The sequence below is a fragment of the Streptomyces sp. NPDC057253 genome (assembly GCF_042669125.1).
Taxonomy (GTDB): domain Bacteria; phylum Actinomycetota; class Actinomycetes; order Streptomycetales; family Streptomycetaceae; genus Streptomyces.
In genome coordinates this window covers 15,542-40,547 of record NZ_JBHUXV010000086.1, presented here as the reverse complement: position 1 = coordinate 40,547, position 25,006 = coordinate 15,542, and the positions used below count along the sequence as shown (strand labels likewise).

The 25,006-nt window shown below is 70.7% G+C and carries 19 protein-coding genes; 7 read left to right on the top strand and 12 right to left on the bottom strand.

Annotated features, from left to right (window positions below; all coding sequences use genetic code 11):
- Window positions 1-263: 263 nt before the first annotated feature.
- Window positions 264-1,607, bottom strand: coding sequence for a UDP-glucose dehydrogenase family protein (locus ACFULQ_RS34720; RefSeq protein ID WP_383551672.1), 1,344 nt, complete (start codon window positions 1,605-1,607; stop codon window positions 264-266).
- A 189-nt stretch (window positions 1,608-1,796) separates the two neighbouring features.
- Here ACFULQ_RS34720 and ACFULQ_RS34715 point away from each other — a divergent pair, with 189 nt between their 5' ends.
- From ACFULQ_RS34715 to ACFULQ_RS34705, 3 genes are all read left to right on the top strand, one after another.
- Window positions 1,797-2,954, top strand: coding sequence for an acyl-CoA dehydrogenase (locus tag ACFULQ_RS34715; protein ID WP_383551670.1), 1,158 nt, complete (start codon window positions 1,797-1,799; stop codon window positions 2,952-2,954).
- Between the two features lie 183 nt (window positions 2,955-3,137).
- Entirely contained in the window at window positions 3,138-3,500 is a 363-nt protein-coding gene (locus tag ACFULQ_RS34710) for a four-helix bundle copper-binding protein (RefSeq protein WP_383551668.1), read from the top strand.
- 82 nt (window positions 3,501-3,582) lie between these two features.
- Entirely contained in the window at window positions 3,583-4,398 is an 816-nt protein-coding gene (locus ACFULQ_RS34705) for a class I SAM-dependent methyltransferase (RefSeq protein ID WP_383551666.1), read from the top strand.
- 3 nt (window positions 4,399-4,401) lie between these two features.
- Here ACFULQ_RS34705 and ACFULQ_RS34700 read toward each other — a convergent pair whose 3' ends face one another.
- Entirely contained in the window at window positions 4,402-5,676 is a 1,275-nt protein-coding gene (locus ACFULQ_RS34700) for an LCP family protein (protein ID WP_383551664.1), read from the bottom strand.
- A 117-nt stretch (window positions 5,677-5,793) separates the two neighbouring features.
- Here ACFULQ_RS34700 and ACFULQ_RS34695 point away from each other — a divergent pair, with 117 nt between their 5' ends.
- Window positions 5,794-6,354 (top strand): acyl-CoA thioesterase, encoded by a 561-nt coding sequence (locus tag ACFULQ_RS34695; protein ID WP_383551662.1) that lies wholly within the window; start codon window positions 5,794-5,796, stop codon window positions 6,352-6,354.
- A 74-nt stretch (window positions 6,355-6,428) separates the two neighbouring features.
- Here the strand turns inward: ACFULQ_RS34695 and ACFULQ_RS34690 are convergent, their stop codons facing one another.
- A complete protein-coding gene (locus tag ACFULQ_RS34690) occupies window positions 6,429-7,889 on the bottom strand; it encodes an LCP family protein (RefSeq protein ID WP_383551660.1) in 1,461 nt (486 codons plus the stop codon).
- A 131-nt stretch (window positions 7,890-8,020) separates the two neighbouring features.
- Between ACFULQ_RS34690 and ACFULQ_RS34685 the strand changes: the two genes are divergently transcribed.
- The gene (locus tag ACFULQ_RS34685; RefSeq protein ID WP_383551658.1) at window positions 8,021-9,049 is read left to right on the top strand and encodes a glycosyltransferase family 2 protein; all 1,029 of its coding nucleotides are present in this window, start codon (window positions 8,021-8,023) and stop codon (window positions 9,047-9,049) included.
- 6 nt (window positions 9,050-9,055) lie between these two features.
- On the opposite strand, the gene ACFULQ_RS34680 is transcribed toward ACFULQ_RS34685, so the two are convergent.
- The 6 genes from ACFULQ_RS34680 to ACFULQ_RS34655 form a co-directional block, all read right to left on the bottom strand.
- A complete protein-coding gene (locus tag ACFULQ_RS34680) occupies window positions 9,056-10,597 on the bottom strand; it encodes an LCP family protein (protein WP_383551676.1) in 1,542 nt (513 codons plus the stop codon).
- A gap of 143 nt (window positions 10,598-10,740) precedes the next feature.
- The gene (locus tag ACFULQ_RS34675) at window positions 10,741-12,471 is read right to left on the bottom strand and encodes an LCP family protein (protein ID WP_383551656.1); all 1,731 of its coding nucleotides are present in this window, start codon (window positions 12,469-12,471) and stop codon (window positions 10,741-10,743) included.
- A gap of 276 nt (window positions 12,472-12,747) precedes the next feature.
- Window positions 12,748-14,349 carry an LCP family protein gene (locus ACFULQ_RS34670; protein WP_383551654.1) on the bottom strand — a complete coding sequence of 534 codons (1,602 nt, stop codon included), beginning with the start codon at window positions 14,347-14,349 and terminating at the stop codon, window positions 12,748-12,750.
- Window positions 14,350-14,481: 132 nt separating this feature from the next.
- Window positions 14,482-16,245 (bottom strand): LCP family protein, encoded by a 1,764-nt coding sequence (locus tag ACFULQ_RS34665; RefSeq protein WP_383551652.1) that lies wholly within the window; start codon window positions 16,243-16,245, stop codon window positions 14,482-14,484.
- Window positions 16,246-16,398: 153 nt separating this feature from the next.
- The gene (locus tag ACFULQ_RS34660) at window positions 16,399-17,583 is read right to left on the bottom strand and encodes an LCP family protein (RefSeq protein ID WP_383551650.1); all 1,185 of its coding nucleotides are present in this window, start codon (window positions 17,581-17,583) and stop codon (window positions 16,399-16,401) included.
- Window positions 17,584-17,842: 259 nt separating this feature from the next.
- Window positions 17,843-18,577: a TIGR03089 family protein gene (locus ACFULQ_RS34655; protein ID WP_383551648.1), complete on the bottom strand. Its 735-nt coding sequence runs from the start codon at window positions 18,575-18,577 to the stop codon at window positions 17,843-17,845.
- Between the two features lie 129 nt (window positions 18,578-18,706).
- Here ACFULQ_RS34655 and ACFULQ_RS34650 point away from each other — a divergent pair, with 129 nt between their 5' ends.
- A complete protein-coding gene (locus ACFULQ_RS34650; protein ID WP_383551646.1) occupies window positions 18,707-20,218 on the top strand; it encodes a peptidoglycan recognition protein in 1,512 nt (503 codons plus the stop codon).
- 140 nt (window positions 20,219-20,358) lie between these two features.
- The gene (locus ACFULQ_RS34645) at window positions 20,359-21,441 is read left to right on the top strand and encodes a sugar phosphate nucleotidyltransferase (protein ID WP_383551644.1); all 1,083 of its coding nucleotides are present in this window, start codon (window positions 20,359-20,361) and stop codon (window positions 21,439-21,441) included.
- A 215-nt stretch (window positions 21,442-21,656) separates the two neighbouring features.
- Here the strand turns inward: ACFULQ_RS34645 and ACFULQ_RS34640 are convergent, their stop codons facing one another.
- The 3 genes from ACFULQ_RS34640 to cofD form a co-directional block, all read right to left on the bottom strand.
- Window positions 21,657-22,664, bottom strand: coding sequence for a DNA-3-methyladenine glycosylase family protein (locus ACFULQ_RS34640; RefSeq protein WP_383551642.1), 1,008 nt, complete (start codon window positions 22,662-22,664; stop codon window positions 21,657-21,659).
- A gap of 61 nt (window positions 22,665-22,725) precedes the next feature.
- The gene (locus tag ACFULQ_RS34635) at window positions 22,726-24,042 is read right to left on the bottom strand and encodes a coenzyme F420-0:L-glutamate ligase (RefSeq protein ID WP_383551640.1); all 1,317 of its coding nucleotides are present in this window, start codon (window positions 24,040-24,042) and stop codon (window positions 22,726-22,728) included.
- A complete protein-coding gene (gene cofD / locus ACFULQ_RS34630; protein ID WP_383551638.1) occupies window positions 24,039-24,998 on the bottom strand; it encodes a 2-phospho-L-lactate transferase in 960 nt (319 codons plus the stop codon). The genes ACFULQ_RS34635 and cofD overlap by 4 nt, the downstream gene beginning before the upstream one ends.
- Between the last annotated feature and the right edge of the window lie 8 nt (window positions 24,999-25,006).

Sequence of the window (25,006 nt, the reverse complement as noted above, 5' to 3'; positions counted from 1 at the left end):
GCGTTCACCCATGGGTCAACAGCTCGCGGTGAGGAAGTCCGCGGTGGGCATGAGCATGTGCCAAACCCGTGAACGGCCGGGTGCGGGCCCACCGGGAGACGGCGGGCCACGAGAACCTCACGGAACCTCACCGGAGGACCTCCCGGCCCCCGTCGGGGCCGCGCACGGGCCAATTCCCGGCGCACCCAGGGCCGTTGATTCCGGCCGCGCCGTGTGCACCTGTACGGAAGTCCCGTCGTGGGCGGAGCCGCCCCCAGCCCCGCTCAGGCCGTAGGTCGCCCCATCGCCCGGTACGTCCACCCCGCCTTGCGCCACAGCGTCGGGTCCAGGGCGTTGCGGCCGTCCAGGATGGTCTTCGAGGCCGCCACCTCGCCGAGGGCCGCCGGGTCCAGGTCGCGGAACTCCCGCCACTCCGTGAGGTGCAGCACGACGTCGGCGCCGCGGACCGCGTCCACGGCCGTGTCGGCGTAGCCGAGGGTCGGGAAGAGGCGGCGGGCGTTGGCCATGCCCTTCGGGTCGTACACCGTGACCTGGCCGCCCTGGAGGTGGATCTGACCGGCCACGTTCAGCGCGGGGGAGTCGCGCACGTCGTCCGAGTCGGGCTTGAAGGTGGCGCCGAGCACCGCGACCCGCTTGCCGAGGAACGGCCCGCCACCCAGTATCTGCCGGGCCAGCTCCACCATCTGCCCGCGCTGGCGCATGTTGATCGAGTCGATCTCGCGCAGGAAGGTCAGCGCCTGGTCGGCACCGAGCTCACCCGCACGGGCCATGAAGGCCCGGATGTCCTTCGGCAGACAGCCGCCGCCGAAGCCGATCCCGGCCCGCAGGAACTTCCGGCCGATCCGGTCGTCGTACCCGATCGCCTCCGCGAGCCGTGCGACATCGCCGCCGGAGGCCTCGCACATCTCCGCCATCGCGTTGATGAAGGAGATCTTCGTGGCGAGGAAGGAGTTCGCGGAGGTCTTCACCAGCTCGGCGGTCGGGAAGTCGGTCACCACGAACGGCGTGCTCTCCGCCAGCGGCGTGGCATACACCTCGCGCAGCAGCTTCTCCGCGCGCTCGCTGCGCACGCCGACCACGATCCGGTCCGGGTGCAGCGTGTCGTTCACCGCGAAGCCCTCGCGCAGGAACTCCGGGTTCCAGGCCAGCTCCGCGTCCGCGCCCGCGGGGGAGTGGTCGGCCAGGTAGCGGGCGAGGCGGTCGGCGGAACCGACCGGCACCGTCGACTTGCCGACCACGAGGGCCGGCCGGGTCAGGTGCGGGGCGAGGGAGGCGATCGCGGAGTCGACGTACGACATGTCGCAGGCGTACTCGCCGTGCCGCTGAGGCGTGTTCACACAGACGAAGTGCACGTCACCGAAGGCGCCGACCTCCTCCCAGGACATGGTGAAGCGGAGCCGGCCCGTGGAGCCCTCGATCCCGGCGGCATGCTTGCGCAGCAGGTCCTCCAGACCGGGCTCGAACATCGGGACCTCGCCCCGCTGGAGCATCTCGATCTTCTCGGGCACCACGTCGAGCCCCAGCACCTCGAACCCGAGTTCGGCCATGGCCGCGGCGTGCGTCGCGCCGAGGTAGCCGGTGCCGATCACGGTGATCTTGAGGCTCATGGGGTCTCCAGAGGGGGTCTGCGGTCGTGCGGTGCCCGAGCATAGTCGGGGCGGGTGCCGGGCAGTTTCCCCCGGTCCTTCCCCCTGTCGCCAAGCTCACGTATCACTCCCGCGGGCAGGCCCCTAAAATTTGAGTTACTTAACGGTAATTAGCACAGGCATCGCAGCGTCCTTGGAGCGTGAGAGACCTTGGCCGGATCGGCTGACTTCGACCTGTACCGCCCGTCCGAGGAGCACGACATGCTCCGGGACGCCATCCGCTCGCTGGCGGAGGCGAAGATCGCGCCCCACGCCGCCGCGGTCGACGAGGAGGCCCGCTTCCCGCGCGAGGCCCTGGAAGCCCTGGTCGCCAATGACCTCCACGCCGTGCACGTCCCCGAGGAGTACGGCGGCGCCGGCGCCGACGCGCTGGCCACCGTCATCGTGATCGAGGAGGTCGCCCGCGTCTGCGTGAGCTCCTCCCTGATCCCCGCGGTGAACAAGCTGGGCTCGCTCCCGGTGATCCTCTCCGGCTCGGACGAGCTGAAGAAGAAGTACATGACCCCGCTCGCCAAGGGCGAGGCGATGTTCTCCTACGCCCTCTCCGAGCCCGACGCCGGCTCCGACGCGGCCGGCATGAAGACCAAGGCCGTCCGCGACGGCGACCACTGGATCCTCAACGGCGTCAAGCGCTGGATCACCAACGCGGGCGAGTCCGAGTACTACACCGTGATGGCCGTGACCGACCCCACCAAGCGCTCCAAGGGAATCTCGGCGTTCGTCGTCGAGAAGGCCGACGAGGGCGTCTCCTTCGGCGCCCCGGAGAAGAAGCTCGGCATCAAGGGCTCGCCCACCCGCGAGGTCTATCTGGACAACGTCCGCATCCCTGCCGACCGCATGATCGGCGAGGAGGGCACCGGCTTCTCGACCGCGATGAAGACCCTGGACCACACCCGCATCACCATCGCCGCCCAGGCCCTCGGCGTCGCCCAGGGCGCCCTCGACTACGCCAAGGGCTACGTCCAGGAGCGCAAGCAGTTCGGCAAGGCCATCGCCGACTTCCAGGGCATCCAGTTCATGCTCGCCGACATGGCCATGAAGATCGAGGCCGCCCGCGCCCTGACCTACCAGGCCGCGGCCGCCTCCGAGCGCGGCGACAAGAACCTCACTTTCCAGGGCGCCGCGGCGAAGTGCTTCGCCTCCGACGTGGCCATGGAGGTCACCACGGACGCGGTCCAGCTGCTGGGCGGGTACGGCTACACGCGGGACTACCCGGTGGAGCGAATGATGCGCGACGCCAAAATCACACAGATCTACGAGGGCACGAACCAGGTCCAGCGGATCGTGATGGCGCGCAACCTGCCGTAGCCGACCGCCCGTTGCGGCGACGACTGAGCCCCCGGGAGGTGTTCCGGGGGCTTTTGTCATGTCGCGGGTGGGGCGTTTCGGGGCGGATTGGTGGTGTCCGCCCGATGGCGCCCGGACTGAGAGGGGCGTAGGACGGAAGGACATGGAGCCCGACCCGGGCTTCCACGTCCCCCAGGAGGAGCCATGACCCAGGCCGAGAGCATGTCCGCGATGAGCAAGGAGATGCAGGACTGCGTGGCGGCGTGCATGGAGTGCCACAGCGTGTGCGAGGAGACCATGAGCTCCTGCATGCAGATGGGCGGCCAGGCGCAGATGCAGATCATGCGTGCGCTCATGGACTGCGCCGACATGACCCGCATGTGCGCGGACATGATGATGCGCCGCTCGCCCATGTCGGCCGAGATGTGCGCGATGTGTGCCAAGGCGTGCGAGATGTGCGCCGAGGCGTGTATGTCCATGCCGGACGATCCCCAGCTGATGCGGTGCGCCGAGGCGTGTCGCCGCTGCGTGGAGACCTGTCGGGCGATGGCGGGCATGGCGATGTGACACCCGCGGGCCGACACCCGTCGGCCGCCGTCGAGGGCGCCCTGCCGGGTGCCCTCGACCGTGTCTGCGGCAGGCTGGCGCCATGACGAGTGCGACCGAGGCCTTCGACGAGGCCGAGCGGACGATGTGGGCGGGGCGCAGCGAGGCGTACGCGGGCAGCTTCGCGCGGCTGTGCGCGCATCCGGTGCGGGCGCTGCTGGACGCGGCCGGGATCGAGCAGGGCACGCGCGTCCTGGACGTCGGCACCGGCACCGGTACGGCGGCCCTGGCCGCGGCGGCCCGCGGGGCACGGGTGAGCGCGGTGGACGCCGATCCCGGGATGGTCGCGGCGGCACGGGCGGCCGGGCTCGACGCCCGCATCGGCGTGCTGCCCGAACTCCCTTACCCGGACGCCGAGTTCGATGCCGTGGTCGGCAACTTCGTCCTCAACCACGTGGGCCGCCCCCGCACCGCGCTGGCGGAGCTGCGCAGGGTGCTGCGGCCGGGCGGCACGGCGGCCCTGACCGTGTGGGCCGCCGGCCGCCAGAGCGGGATGGAACTGCTGGGCCGGGCCTGCGAGGCCGCGGGAGCGGTACCGCCGGACCACCTGCCCCGCCTCGACCCCGACGAGGACTTCGGCCGTACGACGGAGGGGTTCGCGGCGCTGCTCGCACAGGCCGGCCTCGTGGACGTCCGGTGCGCGGAGGTGGCCTGGGAGCACCGCCCCACCGCCGAGGAGTGGTGGAGCGGGGCCGCCGCCGGCATCGGCACCATCGGCCTGGTCGTCACCTCGCAGAGCCCCGGGACGGTCGTACGGATCAGGCGGGAGTACGACCGTCTCGCGGGCGAATTCGCCGACGGGGCAGGGCGGTTGGTGCTGCCGTGCACCGCCCTGCTCGCCTCGGCCCGGCGGGCGTAGGGCTCAGTTGCCGGTGACCGTGACCTTCTCGTCGTTGTTCAGCTCCTGCACCAGCTGCTTCACCTTCGCCTTGTCCCAGACGAGGTTGCCTCCGGTGGACCCGGAGATCGGCATGTTCAGCGAGGTGCCGTCGCCGCCGTTGACGCCCTTCATCGCGAAGAACATGGAGCCCAGGTCGTACAGGCCCATGTCCTTGTCGACGATGAGCGAGTCCAGGCCCGCGCCGAGCGTCGGGTAGAGCTTGAAGGGGTTCAGGACCGTGCCCGGGGTGGCCACCTGGTGGGCGAGGGCCGCTAGGAACTTCTGCTGGTTCTTGGTGCGCTGGAGGTCGGACGCGGCGAAGGCGTGCCGGGTGCGGACGAAGGCGAGCGCCTGGTCGCCGTTCAGCGTCTGCTTGCCCGCCTTGAAGTCGGCGCCGGAGTACTTGTCCTTGAAGCCCTTGTCGATGTCGATCTCGACGCCGCCGACCGCGTCCACGATGCTCGCGAAGCCGGCGAAGCCGATCTCGACGTAGTGGTCGATGCGCAGCCCGGTGTTGAACTCGACCGTGCGCACCAGCAGCTCGGGCCCGTCCTCGGCGTACGCGGCGTTCAGCTTCACGTGCCGCCCGGTGCCCTTGTACGTCTTGCCGGACTCGGAGCCCACGAAGGTCGGGATCTCCACGTCCGAGTCACGCGGCAGCGAGATCAGGGTGTCGCCGTTGCTGCCGGTGTGCAGGATCATCATCGAGTCGGTGCGCTTGCCCTCGGCGGAGCCGGTGTGCAGCTGCTTCTTCTGCTCGGAGGAGAGCCCGGCGCGGCTGTCGGAGCCGACGATCAGGTAGTTGGTGCCGTCGCCCTGTTCCGGCCGGTCGATGACCTTGGACAGGTCGACCTCGCGGTTGAGCTTGGAGTCGGCCCAGAAGTAGGTGCCGACGGTCGTCACGACCAGCCCGGTGATCACCACGATCGCGGTCCACTTGATCCGCTTGCGCCAGTTCGGCGCGGGCCGCGGACCCCGGCCGCCGCCCGTGTCGCCGGGGCCGTCGTAGCCACCGCCGCCGGGGCTGCCGTAGACCTGGCCGGTGTTGTAGCCGCTGTCGTACCCGTCGTAGTCACCGCCATGGCCCTGGCCGTTGACGTACCCCTGCTGCGGGGGCACGCCGGCGCTGTACGGCGGCGCCTGACCGCGGCGGACCTGCCGCATCACGCGGGCGCTCTCGGGCTGTGCGCTCGCGCTGCCGCGTCCGTACCGGTCGCCGCGGTTGTCGCCGGACCATCCCTCGGGCCAATCGTTCATGGGCCCCAGTGTGCAGGTACCCGCTGTGCCCTTCACAAGGGTCGTCGGAAAATCAGGGCAGCGCTGTTGCCAAGCTGACACAAATTCCCGGATTGTCACACAGCATAGGGTGGGGCCATGACTGACCAGGCCACCGCCGCCGCCGAACCGGGTACTCCGGAGATCCCGGGAAAGCCCACCTCGGCGTCCCGCACCACGCTGAGCCACATCATGACCCAGGCCGACACCAACCTCCTCGGTACGGTGCACGGCGGCGTGATCATGAAACTGGTGGACGACGCGGCGGGAGCGGTGGCGGGCCGGCACAGCGGCGGGCCCGCGGTCACCGCCTCCATGGACGAGATGGCGTTCCTGGAGCCGGTCAGGGTCGGTGACCTCGTCCATGTGAAGGCTCAGGTCAACTGGACCGGCCGGACCTCGATGGAGGTCGGCGTACGGGTCCTGGCCGAACGCTGGAACGAGTCGACCCCGGCCACCCAGGTCGGCTCGGCCTACCTGGTCTTCGCGGCCGTGGACGCCGACGGCAGGCCCCGCCGCGTCCCCCCGGTGCTCCCGGAGACGGAACGCGACGAGCGCCGCTACCAGGAGGCCCAGATCCGCCGCACCCACCGCCTCGCGCGGCGCCGGGCGATCAAGGAACTGCGGGAGAAGCGGGCGGCGGAGGGCTTCGACGACTGAGACGACTGAGGGGGCGAGCGGAGACGCGTGATGTGACGTCGGCCACGAGGCGCGACCGTGTCACCCGCCTCCGCCTACACGCACCCCACCTCGTCCCCCGTGACCACCCCGAACTCCCCCTGCAACTCGTCCTCGGCCCGTACCTTCCGTACGTGCTCGAAGTCCGTGCCCGCGACGACCTTCAGGACGGCGCCCTGGCCCTTGACCGCTCGTAGTTCGCTGCCGGGGAGGGCCGCGGCCAGGGAGCGGGCCGAGCGGTCCCAGCGGGGGTCGTAGGTGATGACCGTGCGCTTGGTCGCGGGGGTGGGCGAGTTCGTGGGGGTGCCCGTCGTGCGGAAGCCCGTCGACGCCAGCTCCGCGTCGACGCGTTTGCCGAGTCCCGCCGTCGCCGTGCCGTTCTCGACCTGGACGCGGATCTGCTGCGGGGACACGGGCACGAGGAGCGCCTTGCTGCGCGGCTTGTGCGCGGCGAGGGGCTGGTCCTCGCGCAGGGCCCTGAAGAGCTGCGCCGACTTCGCGGGGTCCCACTTCAGGGTCGAGCCGACGCCCTGGACGACATATCCCATCTGCCCGATCGGCACGGTGGTGAACTCGGAGGAGGAGGGGGAGAAGTTCCGCATCGCCCGGCCCAGGTCGAGGAGTTCGTCGGTGCCGAAGCCCTTGTCGGCGCGCACCGAGCCGAGGACGGCCCGGGTGACGTCACGGAACCTCATCGGGTTCAGCAGGATCCCGGAGGACGTGGCCCGGTCGATCAGCGCGGCGAGGAAACGCTGCTGGCGCTTCATCCGGCCGAGGTCGGAGGAGCCGTCGGCGTGCCGGGAGCGGACGTACTGGAGCGCCTGTCCGCCCATCAGCCGGTGCCGGCCCGCCGCCAGGTCGAGGCCGGTGTACGCGTCCTTCAGCGGGTCGGCGTTGCAGATCTCGACGCCGCCGAGCACGTCGACCGTCTTCATGAAGCTGGTGAAGTCGACCTCCAGGTAGTGGTCGATCTTCACGTGGGTCATGGACTCCACGGTCCGGACCGTCAGTTGCGGACCGCCCTCCGCGTACGCCGCGTTGATCTTGAGGGGATGTCCCTGATGGCGTTCCCCGGTGGTCGCGTCGACGTGCGGGGGTGTCACCGCGTAGGAGTCGCGCGGCAGGCTCACCACGCTCGCGCGCTCCCGGTCCTCCGAGATGTGCACGATCATGATGGTGTCGGTGCAGTGACAGGGCGCGCCGCCCAGCCGGTACTTCTGCCGCTCCGCCTCGGTGATCTTGTCGCGGCCGTCGGTGCCGACGAGCAGCACGTTCATGCCGTGTCCGGCGCGCGGCCGGTTCTTCATGTCCTTGAAGGGGTCCACGCGCGCGATGTCCGCGTCGAGGCTGGTCATCACCGCGTGCCCGATCCCGGCGGAGGCGAGCACGACGACGGACAGCGTGGTCGCCGCCCGCAGGGCCCAGCGCGGCCGCCTGCGTCGTGCGGGGGGCCGGACGGGGCGGCGCTGCCGGGGGCGAGGGCGGGCGGCGGAGGGGCGGGGCGGCGTGGCGGGCATGGGGGAACACCTCCGCGAGGGCAGCCGAACGAGGGATCGTGAGCACCGTAGGCAGATACGATCTGCGACGACCGGCACCGCCCCGGGCGGGGCGCGTCCGTGTCCCCCGTTCGCGGTAACGTGAGCCCCCTATGAACGCCAAGCCCGACGTGCGGCTCCCCGCCGTTTCTGTGATCATGCCCGTCCTCGACGAGGAGCGGCATCTGCGCGGAGCCGTCCAAGCGATCCTCGCGCAGGAGTACGCCGGCGAGATGGAGGTCGTGCTCGCCCTCGGTCCGTCCACGGACCGCACGGACGAGATCGCCGCCGAGCTCGTCGCCGAAGACGCGCGCGTGCACACCGTCCCCAACCCCGCCGGCCGCACTCCCGCCGCCCTCAACGCCGCGATCAAGGCTTCCCGGCACCCGATCGTCGTCCGCGTCGACGGGCACGGCATGCTCTCGCCGAACTACATCGCGACCGCCGTACGGCTCCTGGAGGAGACCGGCGCGCAGAACGTCGGCGGCATCATGCACGCCGAGGGCGAGAACGACTGGGAGCACGCGGTCGCCGCCGCGATGACCTCGAAGATCGGTGTCGGCAACGCCGCCTTCCACACGGGCGGCGAGGCACAGGCCGCCGAGACCGTGTACCTCGGTGTCTTCCGGCGCGAGGCGCTGGAGCAACAGGGCGGCTACAACGAGGAGTTCATCCGCGCCCAGGACTGGGAGCTCAACTTCCGGATCCGTGAGGCGGGCGGGCTGATCTGGTTCTCGCCCGAGCTGAAGGTGTCGTACCGCCCGCGGCCGAGCGTCAAGGCCCTCGCCAAGCAGTACAAGGACTACGGCCGTTGGCGGCACGTCGTCGCCCGCTACCACGAGGGCTCCATCAACCTGCGCTACCTCGCCCCGCCGACCGCGGTGTGCGCGATCGCGGCCGGGATCGTGGTCGGCGCCGCGCTGACCCCGCTCGGCTTCCTGGTCCCCGGCGGCTACCTCGCGGCGATCGTCCTCGGCTCGCTGCCCGCGGGCAGGGGGCTGCCGCTGAAGGCCCGGCTCCAGATCCCCGTGGCCCTCGCCACCATGCACATGAGCTGGGGGTACGGCTTCCTGACCAGCCCGCGCTCGCTCGCCAGGCGGGTCATCGCCTCGCGACGACCCGCCGTGCTGAACGAGGTGTGAGTCACCTCACCAGGTGAACCCCGGGTTCACGTGCATGCAGGCCGACTCGTCCGCCCCGTTGAGGGCCTCGGCCGTCTTCGGGGTGGTGTTGTCCTGCTTGGCCGCCTTGTACGTCGTACCCTCGCGCCAGTCCGCGCCCACCACGAGCGTGACCCCGGAGACGTCGGTGGACTTCTTCACCGAACTCATGGGAATGCCGAGGGACTTGGCGACGGCCCGGGCGTCGCCCTCCAGCTCGGCGCTCGGGTAGCGCAGCAGCGTCTTCGCCTCGCTCAGTGACCCCGACCGGTCGGCGACCGCCTTGGTGTAGCCCTTCTCGGTCAGCAGCCCGGCCACCGTGCTCGCGCGGCCGCTCGCCGCGGCCAGGGTGTCGGTGCGGGTGCCGTTCTGGACCAGGATCCCGATCTCGTCCTTCGCGGCGGCCGGATCGTCGGAGGCCTCCTCGGACTTCTCGGCGGTCGCCTTCTTCGCGTCCTTGCCGTCCAGCGCGATGTCCTCGCGCACCAGCCGGAAGAGCTGCTCGGCGTCCTCGGTGGGCTCCACGCGCGCGCCGACGTACCGGTTCGGCATGGTCGTCATGGTGATGCGCGCCGGCTCCACCTTCCGCAGCTCGTTGCTGAGGTCGTAGAGCGCCTTGACGCTGCCCAGGTCCGGGTCGACGGTGATCGCGTCGGTGGCCTTCTCGGCGAGCTTGCGCAGCTTGTTGGGGCTGCTCAGGGTCGCGTTCTCGCGCAGCTCGCGGACCATCGAGTTCATGTACATGTGCTGGGCCTTGGCGCGCGCGAGGTCGCTGCCGTCCTCGAAGCCGTAGCGGGTGCGCAGCCACTGGAGCGCCTGCACGCCCTTGATGGAGTGGGTGCCCTCCGCCAGCTTCAGTCCGGAGCCGTGGCCCGCGCTGTCCCGGGAGAGGATGTTGGCGTCCACGCAGACCGGGACGCCGCCGATGGCGTCCGCCATGGACACCACGCCCGCGAAGTCGACCATCATGAAGTGGTCGATGTGGATGCCGGTGAGCTCCTGCCAGGTGGCCACCGTGCAGCCGGGGCCGCCGTGGCCGAGGCTCTGGTTGGTCATCGCCCGGCCGTCCGTCGCCGCGTACACCTTGCCGTCGTCCGGGTCGGTGCACTTGGGGATCTTCACCAGGGTGTCGCGGGGCATGCTGACGACCGACATGTTGCTGCGGTCGGCCGACAGGTGCAGCAGCATCTGCACATCGGCGAGCGGCGTGGCCCCGAAGGTCTCCTTGGCGCCGCCGAGCTTCTGGTTCTCCTCGTTGTCCCGCGCGTCGGAGCCGATGATGAGGATGTTCAGCGGGGTCTGGCCGGCCGCGTTCGGCGTCGGCTCGGCGACCTTGTTGTCCCCGAGGTTCAGGTCGTCCTGCTCGATGTTGGCGTTCAGGTGCCGGTAGTAGGCGTAACCGGTCCCGGCCACCGCGAGTATCAGCACCGCGAGCGTGGTCGCGGACCATCTGAGCAGCCGGTGCTTGCGCGGTGCCCCCCGACTGCCCCGCCCACCCTCGGCCTCAGTGGCCGGTGCCGCTTCCTGCACGCTGTATTGCGTTGTCAACGTTCCTGTCCTCCCACCCACCCCACCGGACCCGCCGTCACACCGCGGGCCCGCCGCACGTCTTAGACATACGACGGGCCCGTGAGGTTGCCCTACGAACCTGTGCGGGACCTGGTAACCAGCCCTCAGCTCGCGCACTGCACCTTGTCGGCGGTGGCCGCCCCGGCCGCCGGTGCGGCCGTGGCGGAGTTCAGCTTCACCCCGGCGCCCTTGAAGTCCTTGCCCAGGGTGAGGGTCATGGCCGGCAGCCCCTGGGCGTTGGTGACGCTCTTGCCGGGCTTCAGCGCCGAGCCGGACAGGCCCATGATGTCCGCGAGCCGGCGGGCCTGGTCGGCCTGGTCGGGGTCGTACTCCAGGGTCGTCCTCGCGAGGGTCGCCTCGGCGTTGCCCGCGTTGTCGGACTTGGTCACGCCCGCCTCGGTCTGGAGGTAGGCGAGCTGCTGCTGCGCGCTTCCGGCCGGCGCACCGCCGTTGAGGATGCTGACCCGTACGTCCGAGGCGGCCGACCTGGTGCCCTTGAGCCGGGCGGCGACCTCCGCCTTCTCCTTCTTCTTCTGCGCCTTCACCTCGGTGAACGACACGTCGTTCTTGATCGCGTCGAAGATCTGGGGGGCCTGCGACTCGTCGACGACGACCGTCGCCTTGACCGTCTCGGCGGGGTTGTCCTTCACCGGGATCGTCATGAAGCTGATGTTCTTCGTCGGCACCTTCTTCAGCTCCAGGGCGATGTCCTTGAGCGTGCCGACCTTGCCGATCGCCTTGTCCACGGTGAGCGCCTCGGTCGCCGCCTCCGCGAGCTTCAGCAGCTTGGTCGGGCTGGTGAGGGTGTCGCCGGAGGTCATCTTCCGCATCAGCGAGCCGAGGAACTGCTGCTGCACCTTGATCCGGTCCAGGTCGCCCTGGTTGCCGAAGGCGTGCCGGGTGCGCACGAAGGCGAGGGCCTGCTCGCCCTCCACCTTGGACGTGCCCGCGGGGAGCTTGAGCTTGGACTGCTTGTCGTCGACGGCCTTCTCCACACAGACCTCGACCCCGTCCACCGCCGAGGTCAGCGTCTTCACCGCGTTGAAGTCGGCCATCACGAAGTGCTCGGGCTTGATGCCGGTGGCCGCCTCGACCGTGCGCATCGTGCAGCCCGCGTCCCGGCCGCGCTCACCGAGGCTCCGGTTGAAGCGGACGCCGTCCTGCCCCGGGACGACCGCGTCGGTGCCGTCCTGCTGCTTGGTCTGGCAGTCCGGGATGTCGACGATCAGGTCGCGCGGGATGCTGAGCGCGGTCGCGTTCGAACGGTCCTTGGCGACGTGCAGCAGGATGTTGGTGTCGGCGTGGCCGACGCTGCCCTTGTCGCCGTAGCCCTCGTTGCCCTCACCGGTGCGCTTGTCGGTGCCGATGATGAGGATGTCGAAGGCCTCGTCCTTGCTGAAGCTGCTGGCGGCCGCGTCGCCGACGTCCGTCGTGCCGACGTTGCCCTCGAGGTGCTTCAGATAGAACCAGCCCGTGGTGGCACCGGCGACCAGGACGAACGCCATGGTGCCGCCGGTCCACAGCAGGGCCTTCTTCGCGTTCGCCTTCTTCTTGACCGGCCGGCGCCCGCGCCGCCCCGGCAGCGGCTCCTCGGGGGTGTCCCGCCGTCTGCGCGGCGGCGGGACACCGCGGCCGGGGGCCACGGGTGCGGTCGTACGGCCGCCGGGGGCGCCGGGGGCGCCGCTTCTCGCGGGGGCTGCCCTACGGGGTCCGGGCACGGCCGGCTGCGGTGCGGAAGGAGCCAGCCGCAGCTCGTATTCGCCGGTGTGCGGATTGAGTACCCACTGGTCTGCGGGATCGACGTCGTTCGCCCGCCCATGGCCTTGCGCGTCCACGTTGGTCCGAATCCTCCGTCAGGGCCACACGCCACCTTCCCCCCGGAAGGCGCACGGTTCGGTCGACACAGTGCTCGATCCCAGGACAGGTCTCATGGCCGGGGATCACTGGATCGCTCACACTAGCCGCCCGGTCGGGCGTCGAGCGAAGCAGTGACCGAACCCAGGGGCCTGCAACCGGTCAATCCACCCCATTTCCCTGGAAGCGAGTCCACCGTCCTGGTGTACGAGTTGTTCCTTCCGCAGGAGTACGTACGGACGGCCCGCGCCGTTCGACTACCACTGGTAGACCGGGTACACGGGCATGCACTGCTTGGTGTCCGAGCCGTTGATGGCGTCCGAGTTGGCCGGCAGGTCACCGGCCTTGGGCGCGGACTGCTTCGGATAGGCGGTCCCGGTACGCCAGTCGGCACCCACCACGACGGTGACCCCGGAGACGTCGGTCGACTTCTTGACCGAACTCAGCGGAATACCTAGGGACTTGGCGACCCGCTGTGCGTCGCCCTCCAGGTCGGCGCTCGGGTAGCGCACGACCGTCCGGTCCTCGGAAAGTCCCGCCGTCGCGTCCTTGGACGCCTGCGTGAAACCTTTCTCCACGAGTTCCTGGGCGAGCACGCCCGCGCGTCCGCTCACCGGGGCGAGCGTGGCGGTGGCCGTCGCGTTCTGCACGAGGACACCGATCCTGTCGTCCGATGTCGAAGGGGCCTTGGTGGCCTGGCTCTTGGAGGTCTTCTTCGCGTCGGACGCCTTGCCCTTGTCGTCGAGCGGCACGTCGTCGCGGAGCATCTCCCAGAGCTTGTCGGCGTTCTTGGCGTCGGGGACGACGTGGTTCTTGTCCTCCGGGTCCTCCAGGTTCGGCATCGTCACGGAGGTGATGCGGTCCGGCGGCACCGACTTGAGCTGGGTGCCCAGGTCGTAGAGCTTCTTCACGGTGCCGATCTCCTCGGACACCTTCAGGGACTTCGTCGCGGCCTCGGCCAGGTCCATCAGGCGCGGGGTGTCGGTGAAGACGTTCTGCTTCGTCAGCGTCCGCATCATCGAGTTCAGGTACATGTGCTGGGCCCTGGCCCGCATCAGGTCACTGCCCCAGGCGTGCCGGGTGCGCAGCCACTGGAGCGCCTCCTTGCCCTCGACCTTGTGGGTGCCGGCCCGCATCTTCAGGCCGGAACCGCCGGGCACCGAAGCCGTCGGGTGGTCCCACACGTTCTGCCGGACGCACACGTTGACACCGCCGATGGCGTCCGCCATCCGCACCACGCCCGCGAAGTCGATGGTCATCCAGTGGTCGATGTAGACCCCGGTGAGGTTCTGCCAGGTGGCGAGCGTGCAGCCGGCCCCGCCGCGGGCCAGCGAGTTGGTGATGATGGTGTTGGTCGCCGGGAACTTCTCCCCGGTGTCCGGGTCCTGGCACTTGGGGACGGCGACCCGGGTGTCGCGCGGGATGCTCACCATCGCGGCGCTCTTGCGGTCCGCGGACAGGTGGATGAGCATCTGCACATCGCCGCGGGGCGGGGTGCCCCGGTCGTCCCTGCTGCCGCCGAGCTTCACGTTCTCGTCGGAGTTACGGCTGTCCGAGCCGATCAGCAGGATGTTCAGCGGGGTCTGACCGGCCGCGTTCGCCCCGGCCTTCCGTGCCTTGGAGTCGCCGCTGCTGCGCTCGCCCTTGCGGATGTTGCCGTTGAGATGCTGGTAGTAGAGGTAACCGGCGCCGCCGGTGCCGAGTATCAGGACCGCGAGCGTGGCCGCCGACCAGCGCAGCACCCGGTGCTTGCGTCTGCCGCGCCGCCGACCGTGCCGCGCCGGTCTCTCCGGACCCGGCGCCTGGACCGGCCGGACCTCGGGACGGGTCCCCTCCCCCTGAACACTGCTGTGCGCCATCCCCTGTCTCCCCACCCTCACACACACCGAACGAACGAAAAGACCTGCCGTACGAAACGAAAGGCCTGCCGTACGAAACGAAAAGACCTGCCGTACGCCTCGTAAGACGCACAACAGGCCCTTCAGGTCACCTCACTTGGCGCATTCGACCTTGTCGGCCGTGGACTGCTGCACCCCCTCGGGGGCCTTGGTCGCCGTCGTGAAGGACACCCCCGCACCCTTGAAGTCCTTGCCCAGGGTCAGGGTCATGGTCGGCAGACCCTGGGAGTTGGTGACGCTCTTGCCGGGCTTGAGCTGCGCCCCGGACAGGCCCAGGATGTCCGCGAGCCGGCGCGCCTGGTCGGCCTGGTCGGGGGCGTACTCCAGGGTCGTCTTCGCCAGCGCCGCCTCCGCGTTGCCCGCGTTCTCCGACTTCAGCACGCCCTCCTCGTTCTGGAGGTACTCCAGCTCGGCCTGCGCGCTGCCCGCCGCCGCACCGCCGTTGAGGATCCGCACCCGCACCTCGGACGCGGCCGACTTGGTGCCCTTGAGCCGGGCCGCCTCCTCGGCCGCCTCGGCGCTCTTGGACGCGCTCGCCTTCTTCTTGACCTCCGTGAACGACACGTCGTTCTTGATCATGTCGAAGACCGTGGGAGCCGTCGAGTCGTTGAGGACGACCGTCGCCTTGACCTTCTCCGTCGGGTTGTCGACGACCGGCACGGTCGTGAAGGTCAGGTTCTTCACATTGAGCTTGCCCAGCTCCAGACCGAGGTCCTTCAGCTTTCCGATGCTGTCGAGCTGCGAGTCGACGGTCAGCGCCTTGGTGCCCGCCTCGGCCAGCTTCAGCATCTTGGTCGGGCTGGTGAGCGTGTCGTTGGACTTCAGCTTGCGCATCAGCGCGCTCAGGAACTGCTGCTGGAGCCCGATCCGGCTCAGGTCGCCGCCGAAGCCGACCGAGTGCCGGGTGCGCACGAACGCGAGGGCGTCCTCACCGGAGATCGTGTGCTTGCCCTTGGACAGCTTGAGCTTGGAGTCCTTGTCGTCGATGTCCTTGGCGAGACAGATCTCGACGCCGCCGACCGCCGTGGTCAGCGTCTTGACCGCGTTGAAGTCGGCCACCATGAAGTTGTCGGCCTGGATCCCGGTGAGCTCGGTCACGGTCCGCACCGTGCAGCTGGGCGTACGGCCGCCCTGTCCGAGGCTGGTGTTGAAGCGGACGCTGTCGGTGCCCGGGATGACCTTGCTGGAACCGTCCTCCTGCGTGGTCGGACAGTCCGGCACGTTCACGATCAGGTCGCGCGGGATGCTGAGCGCGGTCGCGTTCGTACGGTCCTTGGAGACGTGCAGCAGGATCGTGGTGTCCGCGTGCCCGACGCTGTTCTTGTCGCCGTAGCTCTCGTTGCCCGCGCCGGTGCGCTTGTCGGTGCCGATCAGCAGGATGTTGATGGCCTTGTCGGTCTGGAAGCCACCGGTGGACGCCCCGTCGTCGGAGACGGAGGTGATGTTGCCGTTCAGGTGCCGGATGTAGAGGTAGCCGCCGCCGGCCGCCGCGATCAGGACGAACGCCATGATGCCGCCGGTCCACAGCAGCGCCTTCTTCGCGTTCGACTTCTTCTTGACCGGCCGGCGTCCGCGCCGACCCGGCAGCGGTTCCTCGGGCGGCGCGCCCCGCCGTCTGCGCGGCGGCGGCACATCGCGGCCCGGGGCCACGGGAGCGGCCGTACGGCCGACGGGGGCCGTACGCCCGGCGGGGGCGCCCGTCCTGTTCGGGGCGGGCGCGGATGCGCGGGGTCCGGGAACTCCCGACTGCGGTGCGGAAGGGGTCAGTCGCAGTTCGTATTCACCGGTGTGCGGGTTGAGTACCCACTGGTCTGCGGGGTCGATGTCGCCCGCCCGCCCACGGCCTTGTGCGTCCACGGTTGCTGAATCCTCCGTCGGCCGGATGCACCGGAGCGCTCACACTAGCCGTCCGATTCGCCGACAGGTTACGGCCGTGAGAAATTCCACGTCCCTACAACCGGGCATTCCGCCCATTTGCTCGGACACCGCTTCGCCGCCTTGGGAAATGCTTTACCCGCAACCGTCCTGGGCGGCCGTGTTGCCGCGGAAGGCGGGTACCCCGCCGACGTTCTCAGATTCTTCATAGGGTTCTTGGTCATGGGAATGTTCTGAAACCTTCGGGGCTTTCTCCGTCACCTTCACCGGCGCATCCTTGCGCAACCGTTCGAAAAGGCGCCGGGCCTCGGGTTCGGCGAGTTGATCGCGATTGGCGTCGTGGACGTACGGCTCCCTCGGCACGGTGAGGAATTGCACCCGCCCCGTGGGGATGTCCCGGAGCCCGCGCACGAGTTGGTACAGCCCGCGCAGGCTCGCGAGGCCGGGGTCGGTGGTGAGCGAGGAGGTCGCCGCGTCCAGCACGGGATAGAGCTTGACCGGATTCAGCAGTACGTCATTGCTCTGCACCTTGTGGACCAGCGCCCCGAGAAAGCGCTGCTGCCGGTCCATCCGCTCGGTGTCGCTGCCGTCGCCGAGGGACTTGCGGGCCCGCACATAGCCGAGCGCCTCCTCGCCGTTCAGCGTCACCCGTCCCGCCGGAAGCCGCAGCTTGGCGGCCTTGTCGTCGATCGGTTCGTCGAGACAGACGGTCACCCCGTCGACGGCGTCGACCATGTCCTTGAACCCGTGGAAGTCGACGACCATGTGATGATCCACGCGAATGTTCGTGAGTTTCTCGACGGTACGGATCGTGCAGGCCGAACCACCCCTCTGGAAGGCGTGGTTGAACATCGCGAACACGGGCCGGCTGCGGGTCCCGTCCGGTCCCCGGCAGGCCGGTATCTCCACCATCAGGTCCCGCGGCAGCGAGACCGCGGTCGCGGTGCGCCGCCCGGCGTCCAGATGCAACAGGATCGTGGTGTCCGACCGCTCGGTCCCCGAGTCCCGCCCGTAGCGCGCGTTCCCGTCCCCCGACCGCGAGTCCGACCCGATCAGCAGGATGTTCTGCGCGCCCTTCACGAGGGAGGTCGGCCGCTCCTTCTCGTACCGGGCGAGCTCGGCGGCGGCCGCCTCGTCGGGCGTGATGTTCCCGTCGAGCTTGGCGTACAGGGCCCACCCGACACCCCCGGCGACGAGCACGACCGCCCCGACCCCACCCCCGGCCCCCCGCAGCCACCGCCGCCGACGCCGCCGCACGAGCCCTTCCCCATGAGCCGAAGCACCGAGACCGGGCCCGAGGGCACGAGCAGTGTCGGTCACGAGTCGGCCCACCCCTCATGGCGTAGGGATCTGTCCCTACGACCATGGCGTGAACGGGGTGCGGGGGCGGCCCGGTACTAATCCATCCGGGTGACTGCTCCCCCCAGGGGCGCGGGGCTGTATCGATATGCGGCTCCGCCGCGCGGGCGCGACCGGGGTCGTCCGGCACTGCTCCACTCCGGTGACTGCTCCTCCCCAGGGGCGCGGGGAACTGCGCGACCAGCCCCATACGACGCGCACCCGGCATCGAACCGCCGGCTCACCGGCGAGTGGCCGTCACCCGCTCATCCTCGATCCGCTTGGCGAGAGCCTCCTCACCCAACCGCTCCAGATGCCGGCACAACACCACGGACCCCCCGTTGGCGAGCGGCCCGTACAACCCCGCACACACCCCGTCCCACGTGTCGTACGACAACCCCGACAGCACGCGATCCCCCGCCCCCTCGGCCCGAGCCCGCTCGACAACCTCCGCCCCACTGAACTCCCGCCCGGCCACCACCAGCGCCGCCTCATCAGGATCCACCGGAGCGAACGGCACGAACCGGTCCCCCTGCCCCGGCACCTCCACGGCGTAGTCCACGAACCCGTCCGGCGCCTGCGGGAACCGCCCGCCCAACGGCCGCAGCGCGAGCGCGACCCGCTCCCCGGAACAGGCCCGCGCCGCCTCCAGGGAATCCGGCCCGCTCACCACGACGTCGGCCGATGCGGGATCCCCGCCGACGTCCGCGACCACCCCCACCGACGCACACGCCAGCAACCACACCGCCGTCTGCCAGTGCGCGGGCAGCAGCAGCACCACCCGGTCACCGGGCGCCGCGGCGAGGTCCCCCTGAAGGAGGTTCGAGGTCTTGGCCACCCAATTGGCGAAGGTGGCCACGGACAATTCGACACGTTCACCCGTGGCGTCGTCGTAGAAGGTCACCAGGGGGCGTCCGGGATCCGCGGCGAGCGCGGAACGCAGCAGGTCGGCAGGGGTGCGATCAGTGGCGTTCACCCGCGAAAGCGTACGCGGGCGCACGGTCCGACGCCCTCGCGCGGGGCCACCGGTTCGGCGCAACAGCACCCGACGGTCCGTCAGTTCCCGGATGGACAGATTTATATGACTATGTCCAGGATCGGGAGCATGCGCGGACTTCTTGCTTCCTCGATCGGCGTCACCTGTGCGGCCGCCCTCGCCCTGCCCCTCACCTCACCCATCGCCGCGGCGAGACCGGCGTCCCCCGCAACCGCGAGGCAGGCACCGGCCGCGGAAGCGAAAGGCGCCGCAGCGCTCGACGGTGTGAATGCGCGGCGAGCTGCCGGACCGCTCGGCGCTGCGAAGGCCCAAGGCGCAGCCGAACCGCTCGGCAGCACCCAGTCCCTCCCCCTCGCCCCCCTCACCTCCCGCGACCGCACCCTCGCCCCCGCCGCCGAACAGGGCCTGCCCCGCCGGGACGTACGGCACTTCTCCCTCGTCGGCGTCATCTGGGACGACCCGGACACCGCACTGCACGGCAGCGTCCAGGTCCGCACCCGTGCTGTCGGTGCCGACACCTGGTCCGGCTGGCAGGACCTGGAGACCCACAACGACGACGCCGCCGACCCCGGCACCGCCGAGCGCACCTCCGGCCGCGTCCACGGCGCCACCGCCCCGCTGTGGGTGGGCGACTCGGACGGCGTGGAGGTGCGCGTCCGCGCCGAGTCCGACCGCAGGACCGAGGACACGGCCCGCGGCTCCCGTACGGCGACGACGAGCGCCCCCCTCCCGGCGGGCCTGCGGCTGGAACTCGTGGACCCGGGGGAGAGCGCGCCGGCGCCCGGCACCCGGGAAGCCGCGCCCGCCGAAGCCCAGCGGGCCGCCACCGCACTCCGCTCCGCCCCCACCGCCGAACCGGCCCCCGACCCCGACGCGGTGGACGCGGCCGCCGCCAACGCCCCTCTGGCCGGCCCCGGCGCCGCCGAGATCCCCGCGCTGAACCGCACCCGGACCGAGCAGGAGCTGTTCGCCCTGCGCGCGGGGGAGTTGACGAAGCAGCAGCGGGTGAAGCCGTACATCGGACCGCGCCCCCGCATCGTCACCCGGAGCGGCTGGGGCGCCGACGAGAAGCTGCGCGAGCGGAAGTTCGTCTACACGAAGAAGGTCAAGGCGGCCTTCGTGCACCACACGGCGTCCGGCAACGGGTACCGCTGTGCGCAGGCACCCTCGCTCATTCGCGGTATCTACCGCTACCACGTCAAGAGCATGGGCTGGCGCGACATCGGCTACAACTTCCTCGTCGACAAGTGCGGAAACATCTACGAGGGCCGGGCCGGTGGCGTGGCGAAGCCGGTCCTCGGCGCCCACACCCTCGGTTTCAACAGCAACAGCGTGGGGATCGCCGTCCTCGGCAGCTACGGCTCGACCAAGCCGCCCGCCGCCGTGGTCAAGGCCGTCGCACGGCTGACGGCGTGGAAGCTCGGTCTGTACGGCGCGAACCCGAAGGGCAAAACCTCCCTGAAATCGGGCGGTGGCAACCTCTACCCGAAGGGTAAGAAGGTACGACTGAACGTGATCTCCGGGCACCGGGACGGCTTCGCCACGGAATGCCCCGGCCGGCAGCTCTACGGCAAGCTCGGCTCCACCCGCACGACCGCGGCGCGTCTCCAGGGCCGTTGACGATCGCACCACCGTTTCACCGCCGTCGGGGGCAGGCGCACACCACCGCACAGCCGCCGAAGGCACCGCACATCGGTCTGCATACACTTGCCGGTCGAATGACAGTTCGGGCCGGTCCCGGCAGGAAGCGGAGACAACAGGTGACAGAAGCGATCCTCCTGGTCGGCGGCAAGGGCACGAGGCTGCGGCCCCTCACGGTCCACACGCCCAAGCCCATGGTCCGGGCGGCCGGGGTCCCCTTCCTCACGCACCAGCTGGCGAGAGCGAAGGCGGCGGGCGTCGACCACATCGTCCTCGCCACCAGTTACCTGGCGGAGGTCTTCGAACCCCACTTCGGCGACGGCTCGTCCCTGGGCCTGCACCTCGAGTACGTCACCGAGGAGGAGCCCCTCGGCACCGGCGGCGCGATCCGCAACGTGGCCTCACGGCTGCACTCCGCCCCCGACGACCCGGTCCTGGTCTTCAACGGCGACATCCTGACGGGCCTGGACATCAGGGCGCTGGTCCGCACCCACGAGACCACGGGCGCCGACGTCTCCCTCCACCTCACCAAGGTCACGGACCCCCGCGCCTACGGTCTGGTCCCCACCGACGACACCGGCCGGGTCCTCGCCTTCCTGGAGAAGCCCCAGACCCCCGAGGAGATCGTCACCGACCAGATCAACGCGGGGGCGTACGTCTTCCGCCGCTCCCTCATCGACACGATCCCGCAGGGCCGCCCGGTCTCCGTCGAACGCGAGACCTTCCCCGAACTCCTGTCGGCCGGCGCCCATCTCCAGGGCATGGTCGACTCGACGTACTGGCTGGACCTCGGCACCCCCGCGGCCTTCGTGCGCGGCTCGGCCGACCTGGTCCTCGGCCGCGCCCCGTCCCCCGCGATCCCGGGCCGCTGCGGCGACCGCCTGATCCTCCCCACGGCCAGGGTCGCCCCCGACGCGAAGCTGACGGGCGGCACGGTGGTGGGCGAGGGCGCCTACGTCGCGGAAGGCGCCCGAGTCTTCGGCTCGACGATCCTCCCCGGCGCGGTCATCGAACCGGGCGCCGTCATCACCGACTCCCTGATCGGCACGAGGGCCCGCGTGGGCGAACGCTCGGTCCTCACCGGCACGTTCATAGGGGACGGCGCGGTCATCGGCCCCGACAACGAGCTGCGGGACGGCATGAGGATCTGGTGCGACGCGAGAATCCCGGCGGGCGCGGTCCGCTTCTCGTCGGACCAGTAAGCGCGAGCCTGAAGTCAGCGAGTCCGTGTAATTAAGCCCCTCCGACGTTCGCACCGATCCCGCCCCTCCGGCTGAAATCCAGCCCCTCCGGCGTTTGAGGAGCGGGGGTCCGGGGGCGGAGCCCCTGGAGGCGGGGTCGAAGGGGCAGCCGCCCCTGGGGGATGGGACGGGTAGGGGCGGCGGGGGCGAAAAACTCCCCCCGGCACCCCCGCCCGTCACAACCGCCCGATATCCCCCCGAGTCATCCGAGGCGCCCGCCGCCCCGGCGTACGCCCACTCAACAAGATCAACCGAGCAGCCCGATGCCGCTGCCCCGCATACGGCTCCAACAACGACAACATCACGGAGTCATCCGCATCCCGATCCCCCGCGAGCGCAAACCCCACGATCCCCGGCAGATGCAGATCCCCCACGGTCACCGCATCCGCCGCCCCATGACTGCGCTGCACCACCTCCGAGGAAGTCCAGGGCCCCACCCCCGGCACCACCTCCAGCCGAGCCTGCGCAGCGGCAGGCGACATCGAAACCGCCTCCTCCAGCCGCGCGGCCACCCGCACGCACCGCAGAATCGTCGACGCCCGCTTGTTGTCGACCCCGGCCCGATGCCACTCCCACGACGGAATCAACGCCCAGGTCCGAGGCGCCGGCATCACCCACAGCCGCCCACCCGCCGCGGGCCCCGGCGCCGGCTCCCCGAACTTCCGCACCAGCAGCCGCCACGCCCGATACGCCTCGTCGGTCGTGACCTTCTGCTCCAGCACGGACGGAATCAACGACTCCAGCACCAGCCCGGTCCGCGTCAGCCGCAACCCCGGCCGCCGATGCCACGCGTGCGCCACGACCCGGTGCCGGGGCACGAACGCGGAAGGGTCGTCCGCGGCCCCGAGCAGCTCCGGCAGGTGCGAGAGCAGCCACTCACCCCCGGGCCCCCACGCCTCGCCGCGCACCTCACCGCCGTACGCACGAACCCGCAGCGTCCCCGGCCCGACCGGCGTGCGGCTGGCCCGCCACACCGACCCGTCCGGCATCGCCCGGAAGGTGGGATCCCCGGGCCCGCGCCGCAGCGCCCCGAGCACCAGCCCGAGATCGACCGGCCACCCCGGCACCCAGTTCCGCACCAGCGGGGCCTCGACCGGTGCCGCCTCCCGCCGCGCGGCGGGTACGACGACCTCACCACCGCGCACGGTCGTACGCGTGGGCTTGGGAGCGAAACGTCCTGCCACGAGTGATGTCCTGAGGTACGAGAGGGAGGAACTGGCGAAGCCCTATGAGACTAGACGCACCTCAGCGCACCTCGATGAAACTCCCCGCGTCCCGCTCCGGCCGCGGCCGCGGCTCCTCGGCCGGATGCCCCACCGCCACGGCCCCCATCGGATCCCACTCCCCGGGCAGCCCCAGCACCTCCCGCACGACGTCCCGGCAGAACATCGTGGACGACACCCACGCCGACCCCAGCCGCTCCCCGGCCAGCGCGACGAGGAAGTTCTGCACCCCGGCGCCCGCGGCGACGACGAACATCTCCCGCTCGGCTCCGTCCCGCCGCCCGTCGCCGTAGGTGTGCGACCCGTCCATCACCAGACACGGCACGACGAGATAGGGAGCGTTCCGCAGGACGTCCCCTCTGCGCACCCGCTTCGCGATGGACTCCTCCGACTTCCCGTCCCGCCGCAGATCGGCGATCCAGGCGTCCCGCATGGCGTCGAGGAGGCGGGTCCGGGACTCGGCGGACTCCAGGAGCACGAACCGCCACGGCGTGGTGTGGTGCGGCGCGGGCGCGGTGACCGCGAGCGCCACCGCCCGCCGCACGGCCCCGGGGTCGACGGGCTCGTCGGTGAAGGCCCGTACGGTACGCCGCTGGGCCACCGCCTCCCGCACCGCCTCGGAGGTCCCCAGCCGGAACATGTCGTCGCGCGCGTGGCGCACCATGGCCCGCGCCCCCTCACCGTGCTCCCCGGCCACCACGTGCCCCAGCCCGCGCACCACGGCGACGGGCAGCCCGGCGGCCTTGCCCTTGACGAGATCACCGGCGGCGGCCAGTTCGTCGGCCGTCGCCACGACGGTCGCGCTCAGCGGATTGCCGTACGCGTCCGTCCCGCCCCGCAGATCGTCCAGCACCCGCACCCCGGCCGCCCCGATGGCGACATCGGTGAGCCCGGCGCGCCAGGGCCGCCCGAAGGTGTCGGTGACGACGACGCCGACCTCGATCCCGAGGGTGTCCCGCAGCCCGTCCCGGATCGCCCGCGCGGACGCGTCCGGGTCCTCGGGCAGCAACAGCACAGTCCCCGAAGGGGTGTTGGAGGCGTCCACCCCGGCGGCCGCCATCACCAGCCCCTGCCGGTTCTCCACGATCCTGAGCGCCCCGCGCCGGGCCACGACCCGCACGGTCTCGGCGTCGATCGCGGCCTCCCGGTCCCCGGCCTCGACGACCCGCCCCTCCGCCTTGGACACGATCTTCGAGGTGACGAGGAGGACGTCCCCGTCGACCAGGCCGGGCTCGGCGGCGGCGATCATCTTGGCCAGGTCGTCCCCCCGCTGCACCTCGGGGAGACCGGTGACGGCCCAGACCCGGTAGCCGTCGGCCTCGGCAGACGTCCCGCTCAAGCTCCGCGCACCTCCTCCGCCAGCTCCAGCGCCTCCCGGGCCATCCGCGCGGTCGCGTCGAGGTCCGTCATCATCAGCGGTACGGCACGGCAGCGGATGCCGGCCGACTCGATCCGCTCGACCGCGCCGGCGTCGACGGTGTCGACGAGCCAGCCGTCAAGGAGTCCCGAGCCGTAGTGCTCGGCGACCGCCGCGGCCGTGGACTCGACGCCGACCGCCGCGAGGACCTTGTCGGCCATGCCCCGCACGGGCGCGTCCCCGACGATGGGGGACAGGCCCACCACCGGCACCCCGGCCTCGGCGATCGCCTCGCGGATGCCGGGCACGGCCAGGATGGTGCCGACGGACACCACCGGGTTGGACGGCGGGAACAGCACCACGTCCGCCTCCGCGATCGCCTCCAGCACCCCCGGCGCCGGCTTGGCCTGCTCCGCGCCCACCGGCACCACCGCGTGGGCCGGCACCGACGCCCGCAGCCGCACCCAGTACTCCTGGAAGTGCACGGCCTTGCGCTCGCCGTCGATCTCGACGGCCACATGGGTCTCGACCCGGTCGTCGGTCATCGGGATCAGCCGCACCCCCGGCTTCCACCGGTCGCACAGCGCCTCGGTCACCGCGCTCAGCGGATACCCGGCGCCGATCATCTGGGTGCGCACGATGTGCGTGGCGAAGTCCCGGTCCCCGAGCCCGAACCACTCGGGTCCGACGCCGTACGCCGCGAGCTCCTCCTTGAGGTGGAAGGTCTCCTCGGCCCGGCCCCAGCCCTGCTCCTCGTTGATGCCGCCGCCGAGCGTGTACATCACGGTGTCGAGGTCCGGGCAGACCTTGAGCCCGAAGAGGTGGATGTCGTCCCCGGTGTTGCCGATGACCGTGATGTCCGCGTCCGGCGCGGCCTGCTTCAGACCACGCAGGAAACGGGCACCGCCGATGCCGCCTGCCAGAACCACGATTCGCATGGAAGCCA

Excerpts from the sequence above, each read along its gene's own strand:
- ACFULQ_RS34720 (WP_383551672.1), bottom strand. The coding sequence starts at position 1,607 with ATGAGCCTCAAGATCACCGTGATCGGCACCGGCTACCTCGGCGCGACG.
- ACFULQ_RS34710 (WP_383551668.1), top strand. The coding sequence starts at position 3,138 with ATGACCCAGGCCGAGAGCATGTCCGCGATGAGCAAGGAGATGCAGGAC.
- ACFULQ_RS34705 (WP_383551666.1), top strand. The coding sequence starts at position 3,583 with ATGACGAGTGCGACCGAGGCCTTCGACGAGGCCGAGCGGACGATGTGG.
- ACFULQ_RS34700 (WP_383551664.1), bottom strand. The coding sequence starts at position 5,676 with ATGAACGATTGGCCCGAGGGATGGTCCGGCGACAACCGCGGCGACCGG.
- ACFULQ_RS34695 (WP_383551662.1), top strand. The coding sequence starts at position 5,794 with ATGACTGACCAGGCCACCGCCGCCGCCGAACCGGGTACTCCGGAGATC.
- ACFULQ_RS34690 (WP_383551660.1), bottom strand. The coding sequence starts at position 7,889 with ATGCCCGCCACGCCGCCCCGCCCCTCCGCCGCCCGCCCTCGCCCCCGG.
- ACFULQ_RS34685 (WP_383551658.1), top strand. The coding sequence starts at position 8,021 with ATGAACGCCAAGCCCGACGTGCGGCTCCCCGCCGTTTCTGTGATCATG.
- ACFULQ_RS34670 (WP_383551654.1), bottom strand. The coding sequence starts at position 14,349 with ATGGCGCACAGCAGTGTTCAGGGGGAGGGGACCCGTCCCGAGGTCCGG.
- ACFULQ_RS34650 (WP_383551646.1), top strand. The coding sequence starts at position 18,707 with ATGCGCGGACTTCTTGCTTCCTCGATCGGCGTCACCTGTGCGGCCGCC.
- cofD (WP_383551638.1), bottom strand. The coding sequence starts at position 24,998 with ATGCGAATCGTGGTTCTGGCAGGCGGCATCGGCGGTGCCCGTTTCCTG.